This is a genomic window from Polaromonas sp. P1_F2, assembly GCF_056405735.1.
The window spans coordinates 58,340-74,268 of the sequence record NZ_JBFUBN010000007.1; the positions used below are offsets into that span (position 1 = coordinate 58,340).

The 15,929-nt window shown below is 66.3% G+C and carries 18 protein-coding genes; 8 read left to right on the forward strand and 10 right to left on the reverse strand.

The window, feature by feature from the left end:
* Positions 1-3: 3 nt before the first annotated feature.
* Both AC1D0O_RS15170 and AC1D0O_RS15175 read left to right on the forward strand, forming a co-directional pair.
* Entirely contained in the window at positions 4-1,248 is a 1,245-nt protein-coding gene (locus tag AC1D0O_RS15170; RefSeq protein ID WP_477654336.1) for an ATP-binding protein, read from the forward strand.
* A 300-nt stretch (positions 1,249-1,548) separates the two neighbouring features.
* Complete coding sequence (locus tag AC1D0O_RS15175; protein ID WP_477654337.1) at positions 1,549-2,166, forward strand: carboxymuconolactone decarboxylase family protein; 618 nt, start codon at positions 1,549-1,551, stop codon at positions 2,164-2,166.
* Here AC1D0O_RS15175 and waaF read toward each other — a convergent pair.
* From waaF to radA, 6 genes are all read right to left on the reverse strand, one after another.
* Positions 2,163-3,170, reverse strand: coding sequence for a lipopolysaccharide heptosyltransferase II (waaF, locus tag AC1D0O_RS15180; protein WP_477654338.1), 1,008 nt, complete (start codon positions 3,168-3,170; stop codon positions 2,163-2,165). The genes AC1D0O_RS15175 and waaF overlap by 4 nt on opposite strands.
* Before the next feature lie 99 nt (positions 3,171-3,269).
* The gene (locus AC1D0O_RS15185) at positions 3,270-3,485 is read right to left on the reverse strand and encodes a zinc-finger domain-containing protein (RefSeq protein WP_477654339.1); all 216 of its coding nucleotides are present in this window, start codon (positions 3,483-3,485) and stop codon (positions 3,270-3,272) included.
* Between the two features lie 9 nt (positions 3,486-3,494).
* Entirely contained in the window at positions 3,495-4,433 is a 939-nt protein-coding gene (locus tag AC1D0O_RS15190; protein WP_477654340.1) for a branched-chain amino acid transaminase, read from the reverse strand.
* An 82-nt stretch (positions 4,434-4,515) separates the two neighbouring features.
* On the reverse strand, positions 4,516-4,929 hold the full coding sequence (locus AC1D0O_RS15195; protein WP_477654341.1) for a glycerate kinase: 414 nt from the start codon (positions 4,927-4,929) through the stop codon (positions 4,516-4,518).
* A gap of 69 nt (positions 4,930-4,998) precedes the next feature.
* Positions 4,999-5,796 carry a metallophosphoesterase family protein gene (locus AC1D0O_RS15200; RefSeq protein ID WP_477654342.1) on the reverse strand — a complete coding sequence of 266 codons (798 nt, stop codon included), beginning with the start codon at positions 5,794-5,796 and terminating at the stop codon, positions 4,999-5,001.
* Positions 5,797-5,819: 23 nt separating this feature from the next.
* Entirely contained in the window at positions 5,820-7,199 is a 1,380-nt protein-coding gene (radA, locus tag AC1D0O_RS15205; RefSeq protein WP_477654343.1) for a DNA repair protein RadA, read from the reverse strand.
* Positions 7,200-7,285: 86 nt separating this feature from the next.
* Here radA and AC1D0O_RS15210 point away from each other — a divergent pair, with 86 nt between their 5' ends.
* The 4 genes from AC1D0O_RS15210 to AC1D0O_RS15225 all read left to right on the forward strand — a co-directional run bounded on the left by AC1D0O_RS15210 (position 7,286) and on the right by AC1D0O_RS15225 (position 10,832).
* A complete protein-coding gene (locus tag AC1D0O_RS15210) occupies positions 7,286-7,693 on the forward strand; it encodes a 5-carboxymethyl-2-hydroxymuconate isomerase (RefSeq protein ID WP_477654344.1) in 408 nt (135 codons plus the stop codon).
* 79 nt (positions 7,694-7,772) lie between these two features.
* On the forward strand, positions 7,773-8,759 hold the full coding sequence (locus AC1D0O_RS15215) for a Bug family tripartite tricarboxylate transporter substrate binding protein (protein WP_477654345.1): 987 nt from the start codon (positions 7,773-7,775) through the stop codon (positions 8,757-8,759).
* 143 nt (positions 8,760-8,902) lie between these two features.
* On the forward strand, positions 8,903-9,877 hold the full coding sequence (locus tag AC1D0O_RS15220) for a 2-dehydropantoate 2-reductase (protein ID WP_477654346.1): 975 nt from the start codon (positions 8,903-8,905) through the stop codon (positions 9,875-9,877).
* A 61-nt stretch (positions 9,878-9,938) separates the two neighbouring features.
* Positions 9,939-10,832 carry an NAD(P)-dependent oxidoreductase gene (locus AC1D0O_RS15225; protein WP_477654347.1) on the forward strand — a complete coding sequence of 298 codons (894 nt, stop codon included), beginning with the start codon at positions 9,939-9,941 and terminating at the stop codon, positions 10,830-10,832.
* Positions 10,833-10,838: 6 nt separating this feature from the next.
* Here the strand turns inward: AC1D0O_RS15225 and AC1D0O_RS15230 are convergent, their stop codons facing one another.
* The 4 genes from AC1D0O_RS15230 to alr all read right to left on the reverse strand — a co-directional run bounded on the left by AC1D0O_RS15230 (position 10,839) and on the right by alr (position 13,527).
* Entirely contained in the window at positions 10,839-11,252 is a 414-nt protein-coding gene (locus AC1D0O_RS15230) for a Cif family virulence factor (protein WP_477654348.1), read from the reverse strand.
* 182 nt (positions 11,253-11,434) lie between these two features.
* Positions 11,435-11,902, reverse strand: a complete 468-nt coding sequence (locus tag AC1D0O_RS15235; protein WP_477654349.1) for an N-acetyltransferase family protein — start codon at positions 11,900-11,902, stop codon at positions 11,435-11,437.
* Between the two features lie 12 nt (positions 11,903-11,914).
* Positions 11,915-12,376 carry an RDD family protein gene (locus tag AC1D0O_RS15240; protein ID WP_477654350.1) on the reverse strand — a complete coding sequence of 154 codons (462 nt, stop codon included), beginning with the start codon at positions 12,374-12,376 and terminating at the stop codon, positions 11,915-11,917.
* A 56-nt stretch (positions 12,377-12,432) separates the two neighbouring features.
* The gene (gene alr, locus AC1D0O_RS15245) at positions 12,433-13,527 is read right to left on the reverse strand and encodes an alanine racemase (protein WP_477654351.1); all 1,095 of its coding nucleotides are present in this window, start codon (positions 13,525-13,527) and stop codon (positions 12,433-12,435) included.
* A 179-nt stretch (positions 13,528-13,706) separates the two neighbouring features.
* Between alr and lplT the strand changes: the two genes are divergently transcribed.
* Positions 13,707-14,987, forward strand: coding sequence for a lysophospholipid transporter LplT (gene lplT / locus AC1D0O_RS15250; RefSeq protein ID WP_477654352.1), 1,281 nt, complete (start codon positions 13,707-13,709; stop codon positions 14,985-14,987).
* Entirely contained in the window at positions 14,987-15,922 is a 936-nt protein-coding gene (locus AC1D0O_RS15255; RefSeq protein WP_477654354.1) for a DMT family transporter, read from the forward strand. Before lplT ends, AC1D0O_RS15255 begins: the two co-directional genes overlap by 1 nt.
* Positions 15,923-15,929: the final 7 nt, after the last annotated feature.

A 15,929-nucleotide genomic window follows, 5' to 3' on the forward strand; every position in this document is an offset into this window, starting at 1 on the left:
TTTATGTGGACCAGGTTTACTTCGCATCTGTATGTTCGGATCTGGCTGGCGGTGGTCGCCACCGTGGTCGTATTGACCTTCCTGGTCGGCGCGGCCTGGCGCCTGAGCGCCGACCCGCCTCAGCTGCCGATACGCGAAGTGCTGGTGCACAACGACAAGGGCGAAGTCATAGGCACGGCGCAGACCCGTCCCGACCGCAAGCTCGGCGACGACCTGGAGTTTGACGTCACAACCAAAGACGGCCAGACGCTGAACCTGCTGCTGCCCCGGCCCAAGCGCCCGCCCGGCAGCAATCCCTGGATGCGCCCGCCTTTCGGCTTCGGCTTCGGCTGGATGCTGGGCCTGGTCGGCCTGGCCGTGGCGCTGGGGGCCTACCCCGTCATGCGCCGGCTGACGCAGCGGCTCGAAGCCCTGCAGCGCGGCGTGGAACGCTGGGGCGCCGGCGACCTGTCGGCCCGCGTCAATGCCGAAGGCACGGACGAAGTGGCCTTCCTGGCCCGGCGCTTCAACCACGCGGCCGAGCGCATCGAGACCCTGATGGAATCGCACAAGTCGCTGCTGGCCAATGCCTCGCATGAACTGCGCTCGCCGTTGGCGCGCATCCGCATGGGGCTGGAGCTCATGGGCACCGACGCCGCCTCGCCGCAGCGCAAGGAGATCTCGCGCAGCATCACCGAACTCGACCAGCTGATCGACGAAATCCTGCTGGCCAGCCGCCTGGACGCCAAGCAGGCCGACGCCGAGCCCTTTGAAACCCTGGACCTCACGGGCCTGGCGGCCGAGGAATGCGCGCGTGTCAATGCCGAACTGAGCGCCGAACTGGACAAGGCACCCAACGCCGGGCTGGGACTGGACGCCACCAGCCACAGCCTGACCGTGCAGGGTTCGCCGCGCCTGCTGCGCCGGCTCATCCGCAACCTGCTGGAAAACGCGCGACGTTACAGCACCGGCGACATCAACCTCGAACTGGCGCAGACCCGCGTCGGCGCCAGGCAGCTGGCCGTGGTCAAGGTGCACGACCGCGGCCCGGGTGTCCCTGCCGGCCAGCGCGAACGCATCTTCGAGCCCTTTTACCGCCTGCCCGGTGCCAGCGAGCGCGAAGGCGGCGTGGGCCTGGGCCTGGCGCTGGTCAAGTCCATCAGCCAGCGGCATGGCGGCAGCGTGCGCTGCGAGGCACGCCCCGGCGGCGGCGCCTCCTTCATCGTGGAACTGCCCGTGGCCCATGCGTTGGTCCCAGCGGCAGTGTGAAATAAGTCACGAAATCCCGGCCGATTCAGCAAAAAACCCACGTCCTCCTCTATTTGGAGAATGGTCAAAGCGGGTGCAATCGGCGACAGTTCCCGGCGTTGCTGTCACAACACCCGCAATTGAGGGAAACAGGGAAATAAAACAGACGTCGGTGAAGCATTTATTGATCTCCCAACGACGTTCTCCCACCCAGGAGAACCTTCAAAAGGCCACCGCGAGGTGGCCTTTTTTTTGTCCCGGCACCGGGCAGCGCGGGCTTTGATACCCTAGGGAATCTCTCCCACCACAGGACGCCAAGCCATGAGCACCTCCCCCCAGCCCGCCAACATTCCCCAGGGCTTTTTCCCCTCGACCGCGGACCGCATGCCGCTGATGCCGCGCGAGGCCATGTCGCCAGCGCAGCGCGAAGCCGCCGATGCCATCATCGCCGGGCCGCGCAAGGCCGTGTTCGGCCCCTTCATCCCCCTGCTGCGCAGCCCGCAACTCATGGGCCGCGTCGGCGACGTGGGGGCTTACCTGCGCTTTGAAAGCATGCTGGACGCGCGCATCCGCGAACTGGCGACCTGCGTCGCCGCGCGCCATACCGCCAACCAGTTCGAGTGGCTGATGCACGCGCCGCTGGCAGTGGCCGCGGGCGTGGCCCAGGCCACCGTGGACGCCATCGCCGACGGCAGGCAGCCCACGGGCATGGCCGCCGATGAAGCGGTTGCGCTGGACCTGGTTTTTGAGGTGCTCCGGCAGCACGGCTGCTGCGACGCCACCTATGCCGCGGCCGTCAAGACCTTTGGCGAACAGGGAGTGGTCGAGCTCGTGAGCCTGGTTGGTTACTTTGTGATGGTGTGCTGGGTGATGAACGTGGCGCGCACGCCGGCGCAGGGCAAGCCGGGCGTCGAGCCCCTGTCACCTTTCCCTGCTTAGGGCTTTGGCACCAGCGCCGCCAGCACGCGGTCGGCGCCGATGTCGTTCAGGCAGCGCGTATGGCCCAGCGGGCATTCACGCTCAAAGCAGGGCGCGCAGTCCAGCGGCGGCTGGTAATCCGCGTCGGCCTTGAGCCAAAGCACTGCCGCCTTGTCGCTCAACGGCGGCGTGTGCAGCGGGCTGGACGAGCCGAAAATCGCGACCTGCGGCACGCCGAAGGCCGCAGCCACATGCATCAGGCCCGAATCGTTGCTGATGGCGGATTTGCAGGCAGCGATCAGGCACAGGGCCTGCACCAGCGAGGTCTTGCCCGCGAAGTTCAGGCATTTGCCGGGCTGCACCGCGTTCACGGGCGCGGCGATTTCCTCGCACAGCGCCGCCTCCTTGCCCGAACCCAGCAACACCACCGGCAGGTCCAGCCGCGCGGCCAATTCCGAGAAATGGCGGGCCGGCCAGCGCTTGGCGGGCCCGTATTCGGCGCCGGGCGCGAACACATGGAAGCCGCCGCGTTGCAAGCCGAGTTCCGCCAGCGCCTGGTCGATATCAGCGGGCGCCATCTGTAGTTGCGGCCGGTCTTTCTCCAGGTCGGCGCCACCGCTCAAGGCCGAATAAAACGCCACCATCGGCGGTTTGTTCTTGGGGTTCTTGAGCCGGTGCGTGAGCAGGCCCACGCGCGCCTCGCCGAAATAACCGATGCGCTCGGGAATGCTGGCCAAGAAGGGCAGCAGCGCGCTTTTCAGCGAATTCGGCAACACATAGGCCTTGTCGAAACGGCCTTCAATGCGCTTGGCGATCGCGCGGCGTTCGCGGAACTGCAGGCCGCCGTGCGCAAAAGGAAATTCGATGACCTCGGCCACCTGCGGCATGGCGCGATACACCGGCGCCACCCAGGGCAAGGCGCCCACCGTGAGGCGCTCGCCGCGTGCCTGCAAGCGGCGCAACAAAGGCTCCGTCATCACCGCGTCGCCTATCCATTGAGGTGCAATGACAAGCGCTTCAGGCATCAGATTTTCCCTTCAAGGGCCATCGCGGAACCGGCTTTGCCGGGCCGCAGGTGGCGCCCCCTTGAGGGGGAAGCGGCCGCAGGCCGCTTCGGGGGTGGGTCAATGTCCACCACCGAAGTGTTCGCCGGCCTTCAGCGCGTAAACGGTGCCGCAGTAAGGGCACTTGGCACTACCGGTGCGCGCCACGTCCAGGTAGACCTTGGGGTGGCTGTTCCAGATTTTCATGTCGGCCTTGGGGCTGGGGCAGTAGACGCCGCCTTGCGCATTGAGGTCCGAAGCCAGCAGTTCAACGGAAGAAGAGGTAGTGGTGGTCATGGTGCGGACTCAAACCTTGGCGAGCCAGTGGGCGTACTTGGGATTGCGGCCGTTGACGATGTCAAAGAAGGCGCTCTGGATTTTTTCGGTGATGGGGCCGCGCGAGCCGGCGCCGATTTCGATGCGGTCGAGTTCGCGGATGGGCGTGACTTCAGCGGCCGTGCCGGTGAAGAAGGCTTCGTCGGAGATATACACCTCGTCGCGCGTGATGCGCTTTTGCACGAGGTCCAGGCCCAGGTCCTTGCAGATGTGCAGGATGGTGTTGCGCGTGATGCCGTTGAGCGCGCCGGCCGACAGGTCGGGCGTGTAGACCACGCCGCCCTTGACCACGAAGATGTTTTCACCCGCGCCTTCGCTGACGAAGCCCGAGGCGTCCAGCAGCAGCGCCTCGTCGTAGCCGTCGTCCAGCGCTTCCATATTGGCCAGGATGGAGTTGGTGTAGTTGCTGACCGCCTTGGCCTGCGTCATCGTGATGTTGACGTGATGGCGCGTGTAGCTGGAAGTCTTGACGCGGATGCCGCGCTTCATGCCCTCTTCACCGAGGTAGGCGCCCCAGGCCCAGGCCGCGACCATCAGGTGAATCTGGTTGCCCTTGGGGCTGACGCCCAGTTTCTGCGAACCAATCCAGGTCAGCGGGCGGATGTAGCAGGACTCCAGCTTGTTCTCGCGAACCACGGCTTTCGTGGCTTCATTGACTTCAGCCTGGGTGAAGGGAATCTTCATGCGCAGGATCTTGGCGCTGTTGAAGAGGCGCTCGGTGTGCTCCTCGAGGCGGAAGACCGCCGTGCCGCCGGCCGCGTTGTAGGCGCGCACGCCTTCAAAGGCGCCGCAGCCGTAGTGCAGGGTGTGGCTCAGCACGTGGATCTTGGCGTCGCGCCAGTCGACCATCTGGCCGTCCATCCAGATTTTGCCGTCGCGGTCTGCCATGGAGGGTGCTACTGGGGACATGATGGGATCCTTGTTCTGAGTGGGGTGATGCGGGCCCCGGGTGCACCGCGGTGGCGCGCCCGGAAAACCTGAATTACGGATTTTACGGGGCGGGCGGCGCCTCGTCCTGCGCGGGCCTGAAAAGCTCGTGGTGCGCCAGTTTGCCGCCCACGAAGGTACAGGTGACATGCGACTCGCCGGCGTCGGTCCAGCGGAAGATCTCAGGCTGCGCGTCCTCGGCGGAAACCCGCTCGCCCAGGGCCCGCGTCATGGCCACCACATGCAGCAGCGTCATGCCGGGCTTGAGCTTGGCATTGAGCATGACCGCGCTGTCGACATAGCCGATGGGGCGGTTGGCCGCGCGCTTCAAGACCTGCATCATGCGGGTGAAATGCAGCAGCACCCACATGACCGCGCCGCCGGCGACCGCGGCCACACCGGCCCAGCCGTAAAAGCGATAGCCCAGCACAACAGCTGCGACGCCGGCCACGGGAACAAGGATTTTCTGGAAGTTCATGGCGCTATTTTCGCAGCCCCGGCGGGCCGCCGGACTGCGGGGAGTGCGTAGGCCGTTGAAACTCGCTTTTCAGCCTGCCCGCGCGGCCCAGCCCGTGGCCAGCGCATGCGCCCAGTCGGCGCGTCCACGGCCCGCCGCCACCCGTGATTGCGCTTCATGGCCGTAGGGCACGGCGCGCAAATCGACCCGCCAGCCCGCGGCGGTTTTTTCGGCGATGGCGTAGCGCGCGTGCGGCGCACCGTTTTCCACCACATGGGGATGCGGGTGTTCGTCGTCATAGGCCTGCAGGCCGACACTGCCGGGGTTCACGATGAGCATCTTGCCGCACTGCACCAGGCGCGGCACATGGGTGTGGCCGCACAGGACCAGCGAATGCCCGCCCTGGGCCGCCGCGCCCAGCCGCTCCATCACTTCATCCTCCGTGGCCGGCCGTATGCCGGTGGGGTGGCCCGCGCCTCCACTGCCGAACCCCGGAACCGTGGTTTCCAGCCAATAGACCAGGTCGCTGCCGGGCGTGCCGTGGCACAGCAGGATGTCGCCGCCCGCAAGGTCCAGGCTTTCGGGCAGCCCGCGTATCCAGGCCACATGCGCCGCCGTCAACTGGGCGGCCGTGTAGCCGTCGGTGCCGAGCGGATCCAGGTACTGGCCCTGGTCGATGAGTTCCAGCACCTGACGCTCGTGGTTGCCGCGAATCGTGGTGAGGCCGCGCGCCATCAGCAGGTCGGCGGTTTCGGCCGGCTGCAGCGGCCCGCTCAGGATGTCGCCGAGGTTCACGGTCTGGTCCACACCCTGCTGTTCGATGTCGGCCAGCACGGCCTCAAGCGCCGGCAGGTTGCCGTGGATGTCGGAGATGGCGGCGAGTTTCATGGGTTTGTCCTTGGAGTCGATTTTTAACTCAGGCTGCGCACCACTTCCATGGCCTCTTCCACCCGCTCGACGGCGTGGATGGCCAGGCCCTCGATGGGCTTTTTGGGCGCGTTGGCCTTGGGCACCACGGCCACGCTGAAGCCCAGCTTGGCCGCTTCCTTGAGGCGCTCCTGCCCGCGCGGCGCCGGGCGCACCTCACCGGCCAGGCCGACTTCGCCAAACGCGATAAAGCCCTTGGGCAGCGGCTTGCCGCGCAAGGACGAGGTAATGGCCAGCATCACGGCCAGGTCGGCGGCCGGCTCGCTGATGCGCACACCGCCCACGGCGTTGACGAACACGTCCTGGTCCATGCAGGCCACGCCCGCATGGCGGTGCAGCACGGCCAGCAACATGGCCAGGCGGTCGCGGTCCAGGCCCACCGAGAGGCGCCGCGGGCTGGGCCCGCCGTTGTCGACCAGCGCCTGGATTTCCACCAGCATGGGGCGCGTGCCTTCCAGCGTCACCAGCACGCAGCTGCCGGGCACCGGCTCGCTGTGCTGGCTCAAAAAGATGGCGCTGGGATTGGCCACGCCCTTGAGGCCTTTTTCCGTCATGGCGAACACGCCAATCTCGTTGACCGCGCCGAAACGGTTCTTGATGGCGCGCACCAGGCGGAAGCTCGAATGTGTGTCGCCTTCGAAATAGAGCACGGTGTCCACCATGTGCTCCAGCACGCGCGGGCCGGCCAGCGCACCCTCTTTGGTCACGTGGCCCACCAGCACGATGCACACGCCGCTGGACTTGGCCGCGCGCGTGAGGTGGGCCGCGCACTCGCGCACCTGCGCGACCGAGCCGGGCGCCGAGGTGAGCTGGTCGGAATACACGGTCTGGATGGAATCGATCACGGCGATCGCGGGCTGCGTGGCTTCCAGCGTGGCGAGGATTTTTTCAAGCTGGATTTCGGCCAGCACCTTGACCTGCGAACCGTCGAGCCCCAGGCGGCGCGAGCGCAGCGCGACCTGGGCGCCGCTTTCCTCGCCGGTGACGTAAAGCGTGTTGAGTCCCGCGCGCTGCAGCGAATCCAGCGCCTGCAGCAGCAAGGTGGACTTGCCGATGCCCGGGTCGCCGCCTATCAGCACCACGCCGCCCTCGACGATGCCGCCGCCCAGCACACGGTCGAGCTCCTCATGGCCGGTGGGCGTGCGCTCCATATCGGTGGCTTCGATGTCGGCCAGCGCGGTCACGCCGGAGGCCTTGGCCAGCGACTGGAACTGGCTGCTGTAGCGGTTCTTTGCCGGCGCGTTGCTCTCGGCGGCCGATTCGATCAGCGTGTTCCAGGCATTGCAGTGCGGGCACTTGCCCAGCCATTTGGGGCTGGTGCCGCCGCATTCGGTGCAGGTATATATCGTTTTGTCTTTGGCCATGCGTGATGTTACTGTACAAATAACCAGGCTTTGGGTTTTGGTCATGATGCGGGAATTCCGCCATCCCCGCATTCCCACACCTTGCCATGCCGCACCTGAACATTCAATACACCGCCAACCTCGACGCCCTCACCGACATGGGCCAGCTCTGCAACACCCTGGCCGCCACCCTGGTGGCGCTGCGCGCTGAAGACGGCGCCTCGCCGCTGTTCCCGGTCGCCGGCACGCGGGTCATGGCCTGGCCGGCGCCGCACTTCGCGGTGGCTGACGGCCAGCCCGGCCGAGCCTTTATCTATATGAATCTGTTGATCACGCCGGGCCGAAGCGAAGCGCTCAAAAAGCGCGCCGGCGATGCCCTGCTGGCCGCCGCAAGCGCGCACCTGGACCCGGTGTTCGCCCAGCACGCCGTCGGCCTGACCTTGCACATCGACGAGGCCGCGCCGGCCTATGAAGGCAAGCGCAACAACCTGGCCGCGCACCTGAATCCCACCTGATGTGCACGACAGCGCGCTTTTACAGACAATAGCTTTTCCGCACTCCCACCGACTCCCCCAGCCCTCCCGAGGACACACCATGAACATCTCGCGCCGCCAGCTCATCCAGTCTTCCAGCGCCGCCGCCCTGCTGGCCGGCGTAGGCCGGCAAGCCTGGGCCCAGGCCCTTGACAGCACCAAGGTCATCGCCGGCTTCGCGCCCGGCGGCACCGCCGACATCGTCTCGCGCCGCGTGGCCGACAAGCTGCACCCTGGCTATGCCAAAAGCGCGGTGGTCGAGAACAAGACCGGCGCGGGCGGGCAGATCGCCGTGCAGTTCGTCAAGACGGCCGCGCCCGACGGCGCGACCGTGCTGCTCACACCCATGTCCATGCTGGGCATCTACCCCCACACCTATAAGAAGCTGCCCTACGACCCGGTGGCCGACCTGACCCCGGTATCGGCTGCGGCGATTTTTGACTATGGCTTCGCCGTCGGCCCCATGGTGCCGGCCAGCGTGAAGAACGTGCCCGACTTCCTCGCCTGGTGCAAGGCCAACCCCGGCCAGGCCAACTTCGGCTCGCCGGCGGCTGGCTCCTCGCCGCACTTCATAGGCGCGCTGCTGGGCCGCGCCGGTAACGTGGACCTGCGCCACGTCGCCTTCCGCGGCACCCAGCCCGCGGTGCTGGACATGGTGGGCGGGCAGATCGCCGCCGTGTCCGGCCCCACCGGCGAATTCACCCAGCACGTGGCGGCCGGTAAATGCCGTTTGCTGGGCACCAGCGGCCCCAAACGCAGCCGCTTCACGCCCAACACGCCCACCCTCGTGGAGCAGGGTTTCAAGGAAATGGCCTTCACCGAATGGTTCGGCTTCTTCCTGCCCGCAAAAGCACCCCAGGATGTGGTGCAGCGCCTGAACGCCGGCATACGCAGCGCGCTGGCCTCGCAAGAGGTGATCGATGGGCTGGCCGTGTCCTTCCTGGAGCCGGCGCCCACCTCGCCGGCCCAGCTGGCCGCCATGCTCAAGGCTGATACCGAGCTGTGGGGCCCGCTGGTCAAGGCCGTGGGCTTCACGCCGGAAGGTTGAGCCCCCACGCTTTTCACTTCGCCTTCGGCTGCGTGTAATGCACTGCCCCCCGAGGGGGCGCTGCGCCTGCGGCCCGGCAAAGCCGGTTCCGCGGCCCCGGCTGGCCTTTCGCCTTTGGGACTTGGAAATGGAGACATAAAACGATGAAGGTATGTATTTACGGCGCAGGCGCCATAGGCGGCTGGATAGGCATGGGACTGGCGCGCGCCGGCTGCAGCGTCAGCGTGGTGGCGCGCGGCGCCACCCTGCAGGCCCTGCAACTGCACGGCCTTCGCCTCAACCAGGGCGGGCAGATCACCTCGCAGGCCGTGGCCTCCAGTGCCGTGCCGGCCGAACTTGGCGTGCAGGACATCGTCGTGCTGGCCGTCAAGGCGCCTTCGCTGCCCGAGGTTGCGCGCCACATCGCACCGTTGCTGGGCCCCGACACACTGGTGCTGACCGCCATGAACGGCGTGCCCTGGTGGTTTTTGCAGGGCTTTGGCGGCGCGCTCGCGGGCCAGCGTTTAAGTTCGGTCGACCCCAGCGGTGAACTGGCCAAAGCCATCCCCGCCCGCCACATCGTCGGCTGCGTGGTGCATGCGAGCTGCTCACTCGACGAACCCGGCCAGGTGCACCACCATTTCGGCAACAAACTCATCATCGGCGAGCCTTCGGGCGACAAGACGGCGCGCGTGCTGCAGCTCGCCACGCTGCTCGAAAAAGCCGGCTTCGAAGCCCCGGTGTCCGACCAGATCCAGAAAGACATCTGGTTCAAGCTCTGGGGCAATATGACCGCCAACCCCATCAGCGCGCTGACCGGCGCGACCATGGACCGCGTCCTCGACGATGAGCTGGTGACCGCCTTTACCCATAGCATCATGCTGGAAGCCAAGGAAATCGGCGCGCGTATCGGCATCCCCATCAACCAGACTCCCGAAGAGCGCCACGTCATCACGCGCAAGCTGGGCGCCTTCAAAACTTCCATGCTGCAAGACGTGGAGGCCGGCAAACCGGTTGAGCTCGACGCGCTGGTGACGGCTGTGCGCGAACTGGGCCAGCTGACGGCCGTGCCCACGCCCTGCACCGACGCCTTGCTGGGCCTGGCGCGGCTGCAGGCGCGCGTCAAGGGCCTGTACTGAATCCCCGCCTTTCTATTCCTCTCTACTCAATTCTTTCACCACCACTTTTTCAGGAGACAGCATGAAACATATAGGCGTCATAGGCGCATCAGGCCTGATGGGCCACGGCATCGCGCGCAACCTGCTGGCCAAGGGCTTCACCCTGAGCCTCACCGTTCACCGCAACACCGAGCGTGTGGCCGACCTGCTGGCCGCCGGCGCGAAACAGGCCGCCAGCCCTGCCGAACTCGGCACCTGCGACGCCGTGGTGATCTGCGTGACCGGCTCGCCGCAGGTCGAAGAAACCCTGCTGGGCGCGAACGGTGTGCTCTCCAAAGCCAAGGCCGGCCTCATCGTGATCGACACCTCAACCAGCGAGCCCGAATCCACGCGCCGCCTGGCCACCTTGTGCGCCGAGCGCGGCGCTACGCTGGTCGATGCACCGCTGGCGCGCACGCCGGTGGAGGCCGAGCTCGGCAAGCTCAACACCATGGTGGGCGCCGAGCAGGCGGTGTTCGACAAGATCCGCCCGGTGCTGGCGGCCTATTGCGAAAACATCTTCCACGTCGGCGGCCCCAGCGCCGGCCACGTCGTCAAGCTGCTCAACAACTTCATCGGCCAGGCCGTCTGCACGGCCACGGCCGAAGCCTTCGCCGTGGGCGCGCTGGCCGGCATTGAACCGCAAAAGCTGGTCGACGTGGTGTCGGCCGGCGCGGTCAACTCCGGCCTGTTCCAGGCCATGGCCAAGACCCTGGGCGGCGACTTCGCCGGCATCAAGTTCGAACTCGACAACGCGCGCAAGGATTTGCGCTACTACACCCACCTGGCCGAGATGGTGAAAGTGCCGTCCTTCGTCGGCGAAGCCGTGCACCAGAGCCTGGTGACGGCCAGCGCGCTGGGCCACGGCAAGGAGTTCGTTCCGGCGCTCGTGAAGGCGCAGGAAAAGCTGACCGGCGCAAAGATCGCGCCGCAATAAATCCGCTCAGCCTTTTTTGAATCCCATCATGACGACGACGTTGATCCTCGGCCGGCCGTCGTCGCCGATGCGCATGACATAGGTCGAGGCCTCCGACTCCGGCCGCGCCTGGCCCTTGGCGTCGAGGTAAGGCCAACGCACATGGACGGAGGCCAGCTTGTCCGTCAGCCAGGTGACCGACTGGACTTCGGGCCGCGTGTCGGTGATGCCCATGTCCTTGTATTGTTTGGCGGCGCCGCCATAGAACTCTTCCACCTCCCGCAGCGTGGCGACGGCCTTGGTGCCCTGGTCCGCGACGATCAGCGCGGGGACTTCCCAGCAAGTCGCGGCGGTCTTGCCGTCGCCGCGGGTAAAAGCTTTGGCGAATGTTTCGAGCATGGACTGCAGGTCCTGCTCTTTTTTGGTTTCAGACTGGCTCATGGGCACTCCTTGGCGCCGGCATCCCGAACGGCTGCAAGGCTTCACCGGCATGGCATCACAGCGGGCGGCGCGTGGGTTTCGAGCGGCCCTGATTAAAAATTAGCGGGTCGCGACAAGGGCTGGCGTCCGCCAAAACCTACACCGCGTGTGGGCCGGCGCGAAGGTCTCGAAAGAGATGAGGGTTACAGCGCCTTGGCGTAAACCACAAAACCGGATTTCTCCGCCACCTGGTCGTACAGCCGCATGGCCGTGGCATTGGTTTCGTGGGTTTGCCAGTACACCCGGTCGCAACCGGCCGCCCGGGCCTGTTCATAGACGGCCTCGATCAGCGCCTTGCCGACGCCACGGCCGCGCACCGATTCGGCCGTGAACAAATCCTGCAGGTAGCAGACCGGAACGATGCGGGTGCTGCTGCGATGGAACAGGTAGTGCGTGAGGCCCACCAATTCGCCGCCGGCTTCGGCAACCAGCGCGTGAATCGGCTCATAGGCATCAAAGAAACGCGACCAGGTCATGGCGGTGACCTCCTCCGCCAGCGCCGTGGGGCCGGAACGGCCGTAAAAACGGTTGTAGCCGGCCCAGAGCGGGAGCCAGGCGGCGAGGTCCGATTTCTGGATGGGGCGGACGGTGAGGGAAGAAGTATTCGTCATGAAGGCGGGATCTCAGGCAGTAAATTCCACGGGTCGGGTGGTGCCGGATTTTTTGCGCACCACCACCGTGCCGGCCATCTTGTCGTGCCAGCCCTGTTTGCGCGAATCAAAGGCCACCCAGAAGAGGCCCAGGCCGAAAGGGATGGAGGAAACAAAATAGCCGAGGTAGCGGATCAGCAGCTGGCCGGTGCTGGGGTGGTTTCCGGTCCTGGCATTCACGATACGGGCAGCAATCGCCATCTTGCCGGGCGTGGCCTGCCGCGCCATCCAGAACAGCAGCACCACGACGGCGGGCAGCACCCAGGAAATGAGGAAATCCAGGGGACCGTGGACAAAACTCGTGCCTTCCCAATAGGCGTCGCCGTAAATCGCCGTCAGCAGCGGGTAGACCAGCACACAGATAAGCAGGGTGTCGATGATGGACGCCCAGACGCGAATCCAGAAGCCTGCGTATTCCAGTTCCGATGTATCCATGAAATCCGTCCCTTCCGTGATTGAGCGCGCAATGCACCATTCCATCAAGAGCGGCTCTACTCCACAGCGACCGGCACACGCTGAGCGAGTGCGCACATCAGTTCATAGCCCACCGTGCCGCCGGCCTGCGCCACTTCGTCGATCGGCAGCTCAGCGCCCTTGGCCGCGCGGCCCCACAAGATCACCTCGCTGCCCATGCCGGCGCCGGGCACGGGCGTGAGGTCCACCGTGATCATGTCCATGCTGACACGGCCCACCATGCGGGTGCGCACGCCGTCCACCAGCATGGGTGTGCCGGTGCTGCAGTGGCGCGGGTAACCGTCGGCATAACCGCAGGCCACGATGCCTATGCGCAGCGGGCCGTCGGCCGTGAAGCTGGAGCCGTAGCCCACGGTGTCGCCGGCCTTGAGTTCCTGCACGCCGATGATTCTGGACGACAGCGTCATCGTCGGCTGCAAGCCCCAGCCGGCGGCCGTGTGTTCGGGAAAGTCGGGCGCGCTACCGTAGACCAGAATGCCCGGCCGCACCCAGTCGGAACGCCCAGCCAGCGCGTCGCCGTGGCGCAACGTGGCGGCGCTGTTGCTCAAGGTGCGCTCGCCGGGCAGGTCGTGCGTGACGGCGTCGAAGGCCTGCAGCGCCGCGGCTATGCCTTTGGGGCCATCGGCGTCGGAGAAGTGCGTCATCAGCGTGATCTCCTCGACCTGCGGCAGCGCGTTCAGGCGCGTCCAGGCGGCGCGGAAGCGCTCGGGCGGAAAGCCCAGGCGGTTCATGCCCGAGTTCATTTTGAGAAACACGCGGTGCGGCAGCTGCGTCTTGTGGGCGGCCAGCATGTCGATCTGCTCGTTGCAATGGATGGCATGCCACAGGCCCAGGCGCGAGCACAGCTCCAGGTCGCGCGCGTCAAAACAGCCCTCAAGCAGCAGGATGGGGCCGCGCCAGTCGAGCGCGCGCAGGCGCTGCGCCTCGGCCAGGTCCAGCAACGCGAAGCCGTCGGCGCTGCGCAGCGCGTCAAAAACACGCTCGATGCCGTGGCCGTAGGCATTGGCCTTGACGACGGCCCAGACCTTGGCGTCGGGCGCGGCCTCGCGCGCGCGGCCCAGGTTGTGGGCCAGTGCGGCGGTGTGGATGGTGGCGAGAATGGGACGTGGCATGGCGCGGTGATGTGTGGTTGGTGTGGGATAGCGGGATCGGCGGGCCGGAACGTATTCGAGGGCTTTTCTCATTCTGGCACCGCCCCCCATGCTATAAACCGGAATCGTCTGGAGACATTCACCCTTATCTTGCAGCATCAGATCGGCTGATGCAGTGCCGCAATGACCACAACAGTTTAATGAAGCGCGGTTTTTACACCATCATGGCGGCCCAGTTCTTCAGCTCGCTGGCTGATAACGCGCTGTTTGTGGCCGCCGTGGAGCTGCTCAAGACCAGCGGGGCGCCCAAGTGGCAGCCGGCGGCGCTGGTTCCCATGTTTGCCCTGTTTTACGTCGTGCTGGCCCCTTTTGTGGGGGCTTTCGCCGACGCGCGGCCCAAGGGCAACGTCATGTTCGTGAGCAACGCGATCAAGGTGATCGGCTGCCTCATGATGCTGTTCGGCTCGCACCCGCTGCTGGCCTATGCCATCGTCGGGCTGGGCGCCGCGGCTTATTCGCCCGCCAAATACGGCATCCTGACCGAACTGCTTCCGGCTTCGCAGCTGGTCAAGGCCAACGGCTGGATCGAAGGATTGACGATTTCCTCCATCATCCTGGGCGTGCTGCTGGGCGGCCAGCTCGTCGGCCACACGGTGTCCACCCTGCTGCTGTCCTTTGACTTCCCGGTTTTCGAGACCGGCATAGACACCGCGCCCGAAGCGGCGATCTCCGTGCTGATCCTGCTGTACGCCATCGCGGCCTGGTTCAACACCCGCATCCCCGACACCGGTGTCGAGATGCGGCCCATGCCGCGCAACAAGCTCGAGCTGCTGCCCGACTTCTGGAACTGCAACTCGGCGCTGTGGCGCGACAAGCTGGGCCAGATCTCCCTGTCCACCACCACCCTGTTCTGGGGCGTATCGGGCAACCTGCGCTACATCGTGCTGGCCTGGAGCGCCGCCGCCCTGGGCTACAGCACCTCGCAGGCCTCCTCGCTGGTCGGCGTGGTGGCCATCGGCACGGCCGTGGGCGCCGTGCTGGCCTCCATGCGCATGCGGCTGGACCAGGCCACCAGCGTGATGCCGCTGGGCATCGCCATGGGCCTGCTGGTCATCCTGATGAACTTCATCGGCAACGTCTGGGTGGCCGCGCCCTTCCTGATCCTGCTGGGCGGCCTGGGCGGCTTCCTGGTGGTGCCCATGAACGCGTTGCTGCAGCACCGCGGCCACAACCTCATGGGCGCGGGCCGCTCCATCGCGGTGCAGAACTTCAACGAGCAGGCCTGCATCCTGAGCCTGGGCGCCTTCTACAGCCTGTCCACCGGCCTGGGCCTGTCGGCCTTCGGCGCCATCACCGCCTTCGGCGTCGTGGTGGCCGGCTTCATGTGGCTGATCCAGCGCTGGCACAAAAGCAACACCGTCAAATACAAAGAGCAGGTCGACCACCTGCTGAGCATCGCCCGCAGCGATAAATCGCACTGATGGAGATTGACGCAACACGGGCCGCCGCGCCTGGCGGCACGTCCAAAGCCGTTCTGGCATTGACACTCAACGCCTTCATCTGGGGCGTGTCCTGGTGGCCTCTGCGCCAGCTGCAGGGCCACGGCCTGCACCCGCTGTGGACCACGGCACTGGTCTACGCGGTCGTGGTGGCCGGCCTGCTGACTTTGCGCCCACAAGCCTGGCGCAGCTTCCTGGCCCACCCCCAGTTGTGGTTCCTGGCGGCCGCCTCGGGCCTCACCAACGTCGGCTTCAACTGGGCCGTCACCGTGGGCGACGTGGTGCGCGTGGTGCTGCTGTTTTACATGATGCCCGCGTGGTCGGTGCTGGTGGCCTGGGTGATGCTGGGCGAAAAACCCACGCCGGCCTCGCTGCTGCGCCTGCTGCTGGCCATGGCGGGCGTGCTCATCGTGCTCAAGACGCCCGAATCTCCCTGGCCCGTGCCGCACAGCGGCGCCGACTGGCTGGCCATCATGGGCGGCTTCAGCTTCGCGGTGACCAATGCGGTGCTGCGCAAATACAAACACACGCCCAGCGAATCGCGCATGCTGGCGATGTTCGGCGGCAGCGGGCTGATGGCCGCCTGCGCCGCGCTGCTGGGCATGTCGCAGGCCCTGGTGCCCGCGCCGGCGCTGGCGTTGGCCGGCGTCCCGGTGGTGCTGGGGCTCGCACTGGCTTTCATGGCCAGCAATGCCGGCCTGCAGTACGGCGCGGCACGCCTGGCCGCCGGCACCACGGCCATCGTGATGCTGACCGAAATCCTGTTCGCCAGCCTGTCATCGGCCGCGCTTGGCGCCGCCGAGCTCACGCCGCGCGTGCTACTGGGCGGCAGCCTGATCGTGCTGGCCGCCATATTGGCGGCCATGGCACCCTCGGCGACACCCCAAACCGCACCCGGCGGTGCAGAATCGCATTAGAGCAATA

Bases quoted from the DNA above. Each gene is read 5' to 3' on its own strand.
- AC1D0O_RS15235 (WP_477654349.1), bottom strand. From the start codon at position 11,902: ATGACGAATACTTCTTCCCTCACCGTCCGCCCCATCCAGAAATCGGAC.
- AC1D0O_RS15255 (WP_477654354.1), top strand. From the start codon at position 14,987: ATGGAGATTGACGCAACACGGGCCGCCGCGCCTGGCGGCACGTCCAAA.
- AC1D0O_RS15190 (WP_477654340.1), bottom strand. From the start codon at position 4,433: ATGTCCCCAGTAGCACCCTCCATGGCAGACCGCGACGGCAAAATCTGG.
- AC1D0O_RS15230 (WP_477654348.1), bottom strand. From the start codon at position 11,252: ATGAGCCAGTCTGAAACCAAAAAAGAGCAGGACCTGCAGTCCATGCTC.
- AC1D0O_RS15175 (WP_477654337.1), top strand. From the start codon at position 1,549: ATGAGCACCTCCCCCCAGCCCGCCAACATTCCCCAGGGCTTTTTCCCC.
- AC1D0O_RS15220 (WP_477654346.1), top strand. From the start codon at position 8,903: ATGAAGGTATGTATTTACGGCGCAGGCGCCATAGGCGGCTGGATAGGC.
- AC1D0O_RS15240 (WP_477654350.1), bottom strand. From the start codon at position 12,376: ATGGATACATCGGAACTGGAATACGCAGGCTTCTGGATTCGCGTCTGG.
- AC1D0O_RS15215 (WP_477654345.1), top strand. From the start codon at position 7,773: ATGAACATCTCGCGCCGCCAGCTCATCCAGTCTTCCAGCGCCGCCGCC.
- AC1D0O_RS15170 (WP_477654336.1), top strand. From the start codon at position 4: ATGTGGACCAGGTTTACTTCGCATCTGTATGTTCGGATCTGGCTGGCG.
- waaF (WP_477654338.1), bottom strand. From the start codon at position 3,170: ATGCCTGAAGCGCTTGTCATTGCACCTCAATGGATAGGCGACGCGGTG.
- AC1D0O_RS15210 (WP_477654344.1), top strand. From the start codon at position 7,286: ATGCCGCACCTGAACATTCAATACACCGCCAACCTCGACGCCCTCACC.
- AC1D0O_RS15195 (WP_477654341.1), bottom strand. From the start codon at position 4,929: ATGAACTTCCAGAAAATCCTTGTTCCCGTGGCCGGCGTCGCAGCTGTT.
- AC1D0O_RS15185 (WP_477654339.1), bottom strand. From the start codon at position 3,485: ATGACCACCACTACCTCTTCTTCCGTTGAACTGCTGGCTTCGGACCTC.
- AC1D0O_RS15200 (WP_477654342.1), bottom strand. From the start codon at position 5,796: ATGAAACTCGCCGCCATCTCCGACATCCACGGCAACCTGCCGGCGCTT.
- radA (WP_477654343.1), bottom strand. From the start codon at position 7,199: ATGGCCAAAGACAAAACGATATATACCTGCACCGAATGCGGCGGCACC.
- AC1D0O_RS15225 (WP_477654347.1), top strand. From the start codon at position 9,939: ATGAAACATATAGGCGTCATAGGCGCATCAGGCCTGATGGGCCACGGC.
- alr (WP_477654351.1), bottom strand. From the start codon at position 13,527: ATGCCACGTCCCATTCTCGCCACCATCCACACCGCCGCACTGGCCCAC.
- lplT (WP_477654352.1), top strand. From the start codon at position 13,707: ATGAAGCGCGGTTTTTACACCATCATGGCGGCCCAGTTCTTCAGCTCG.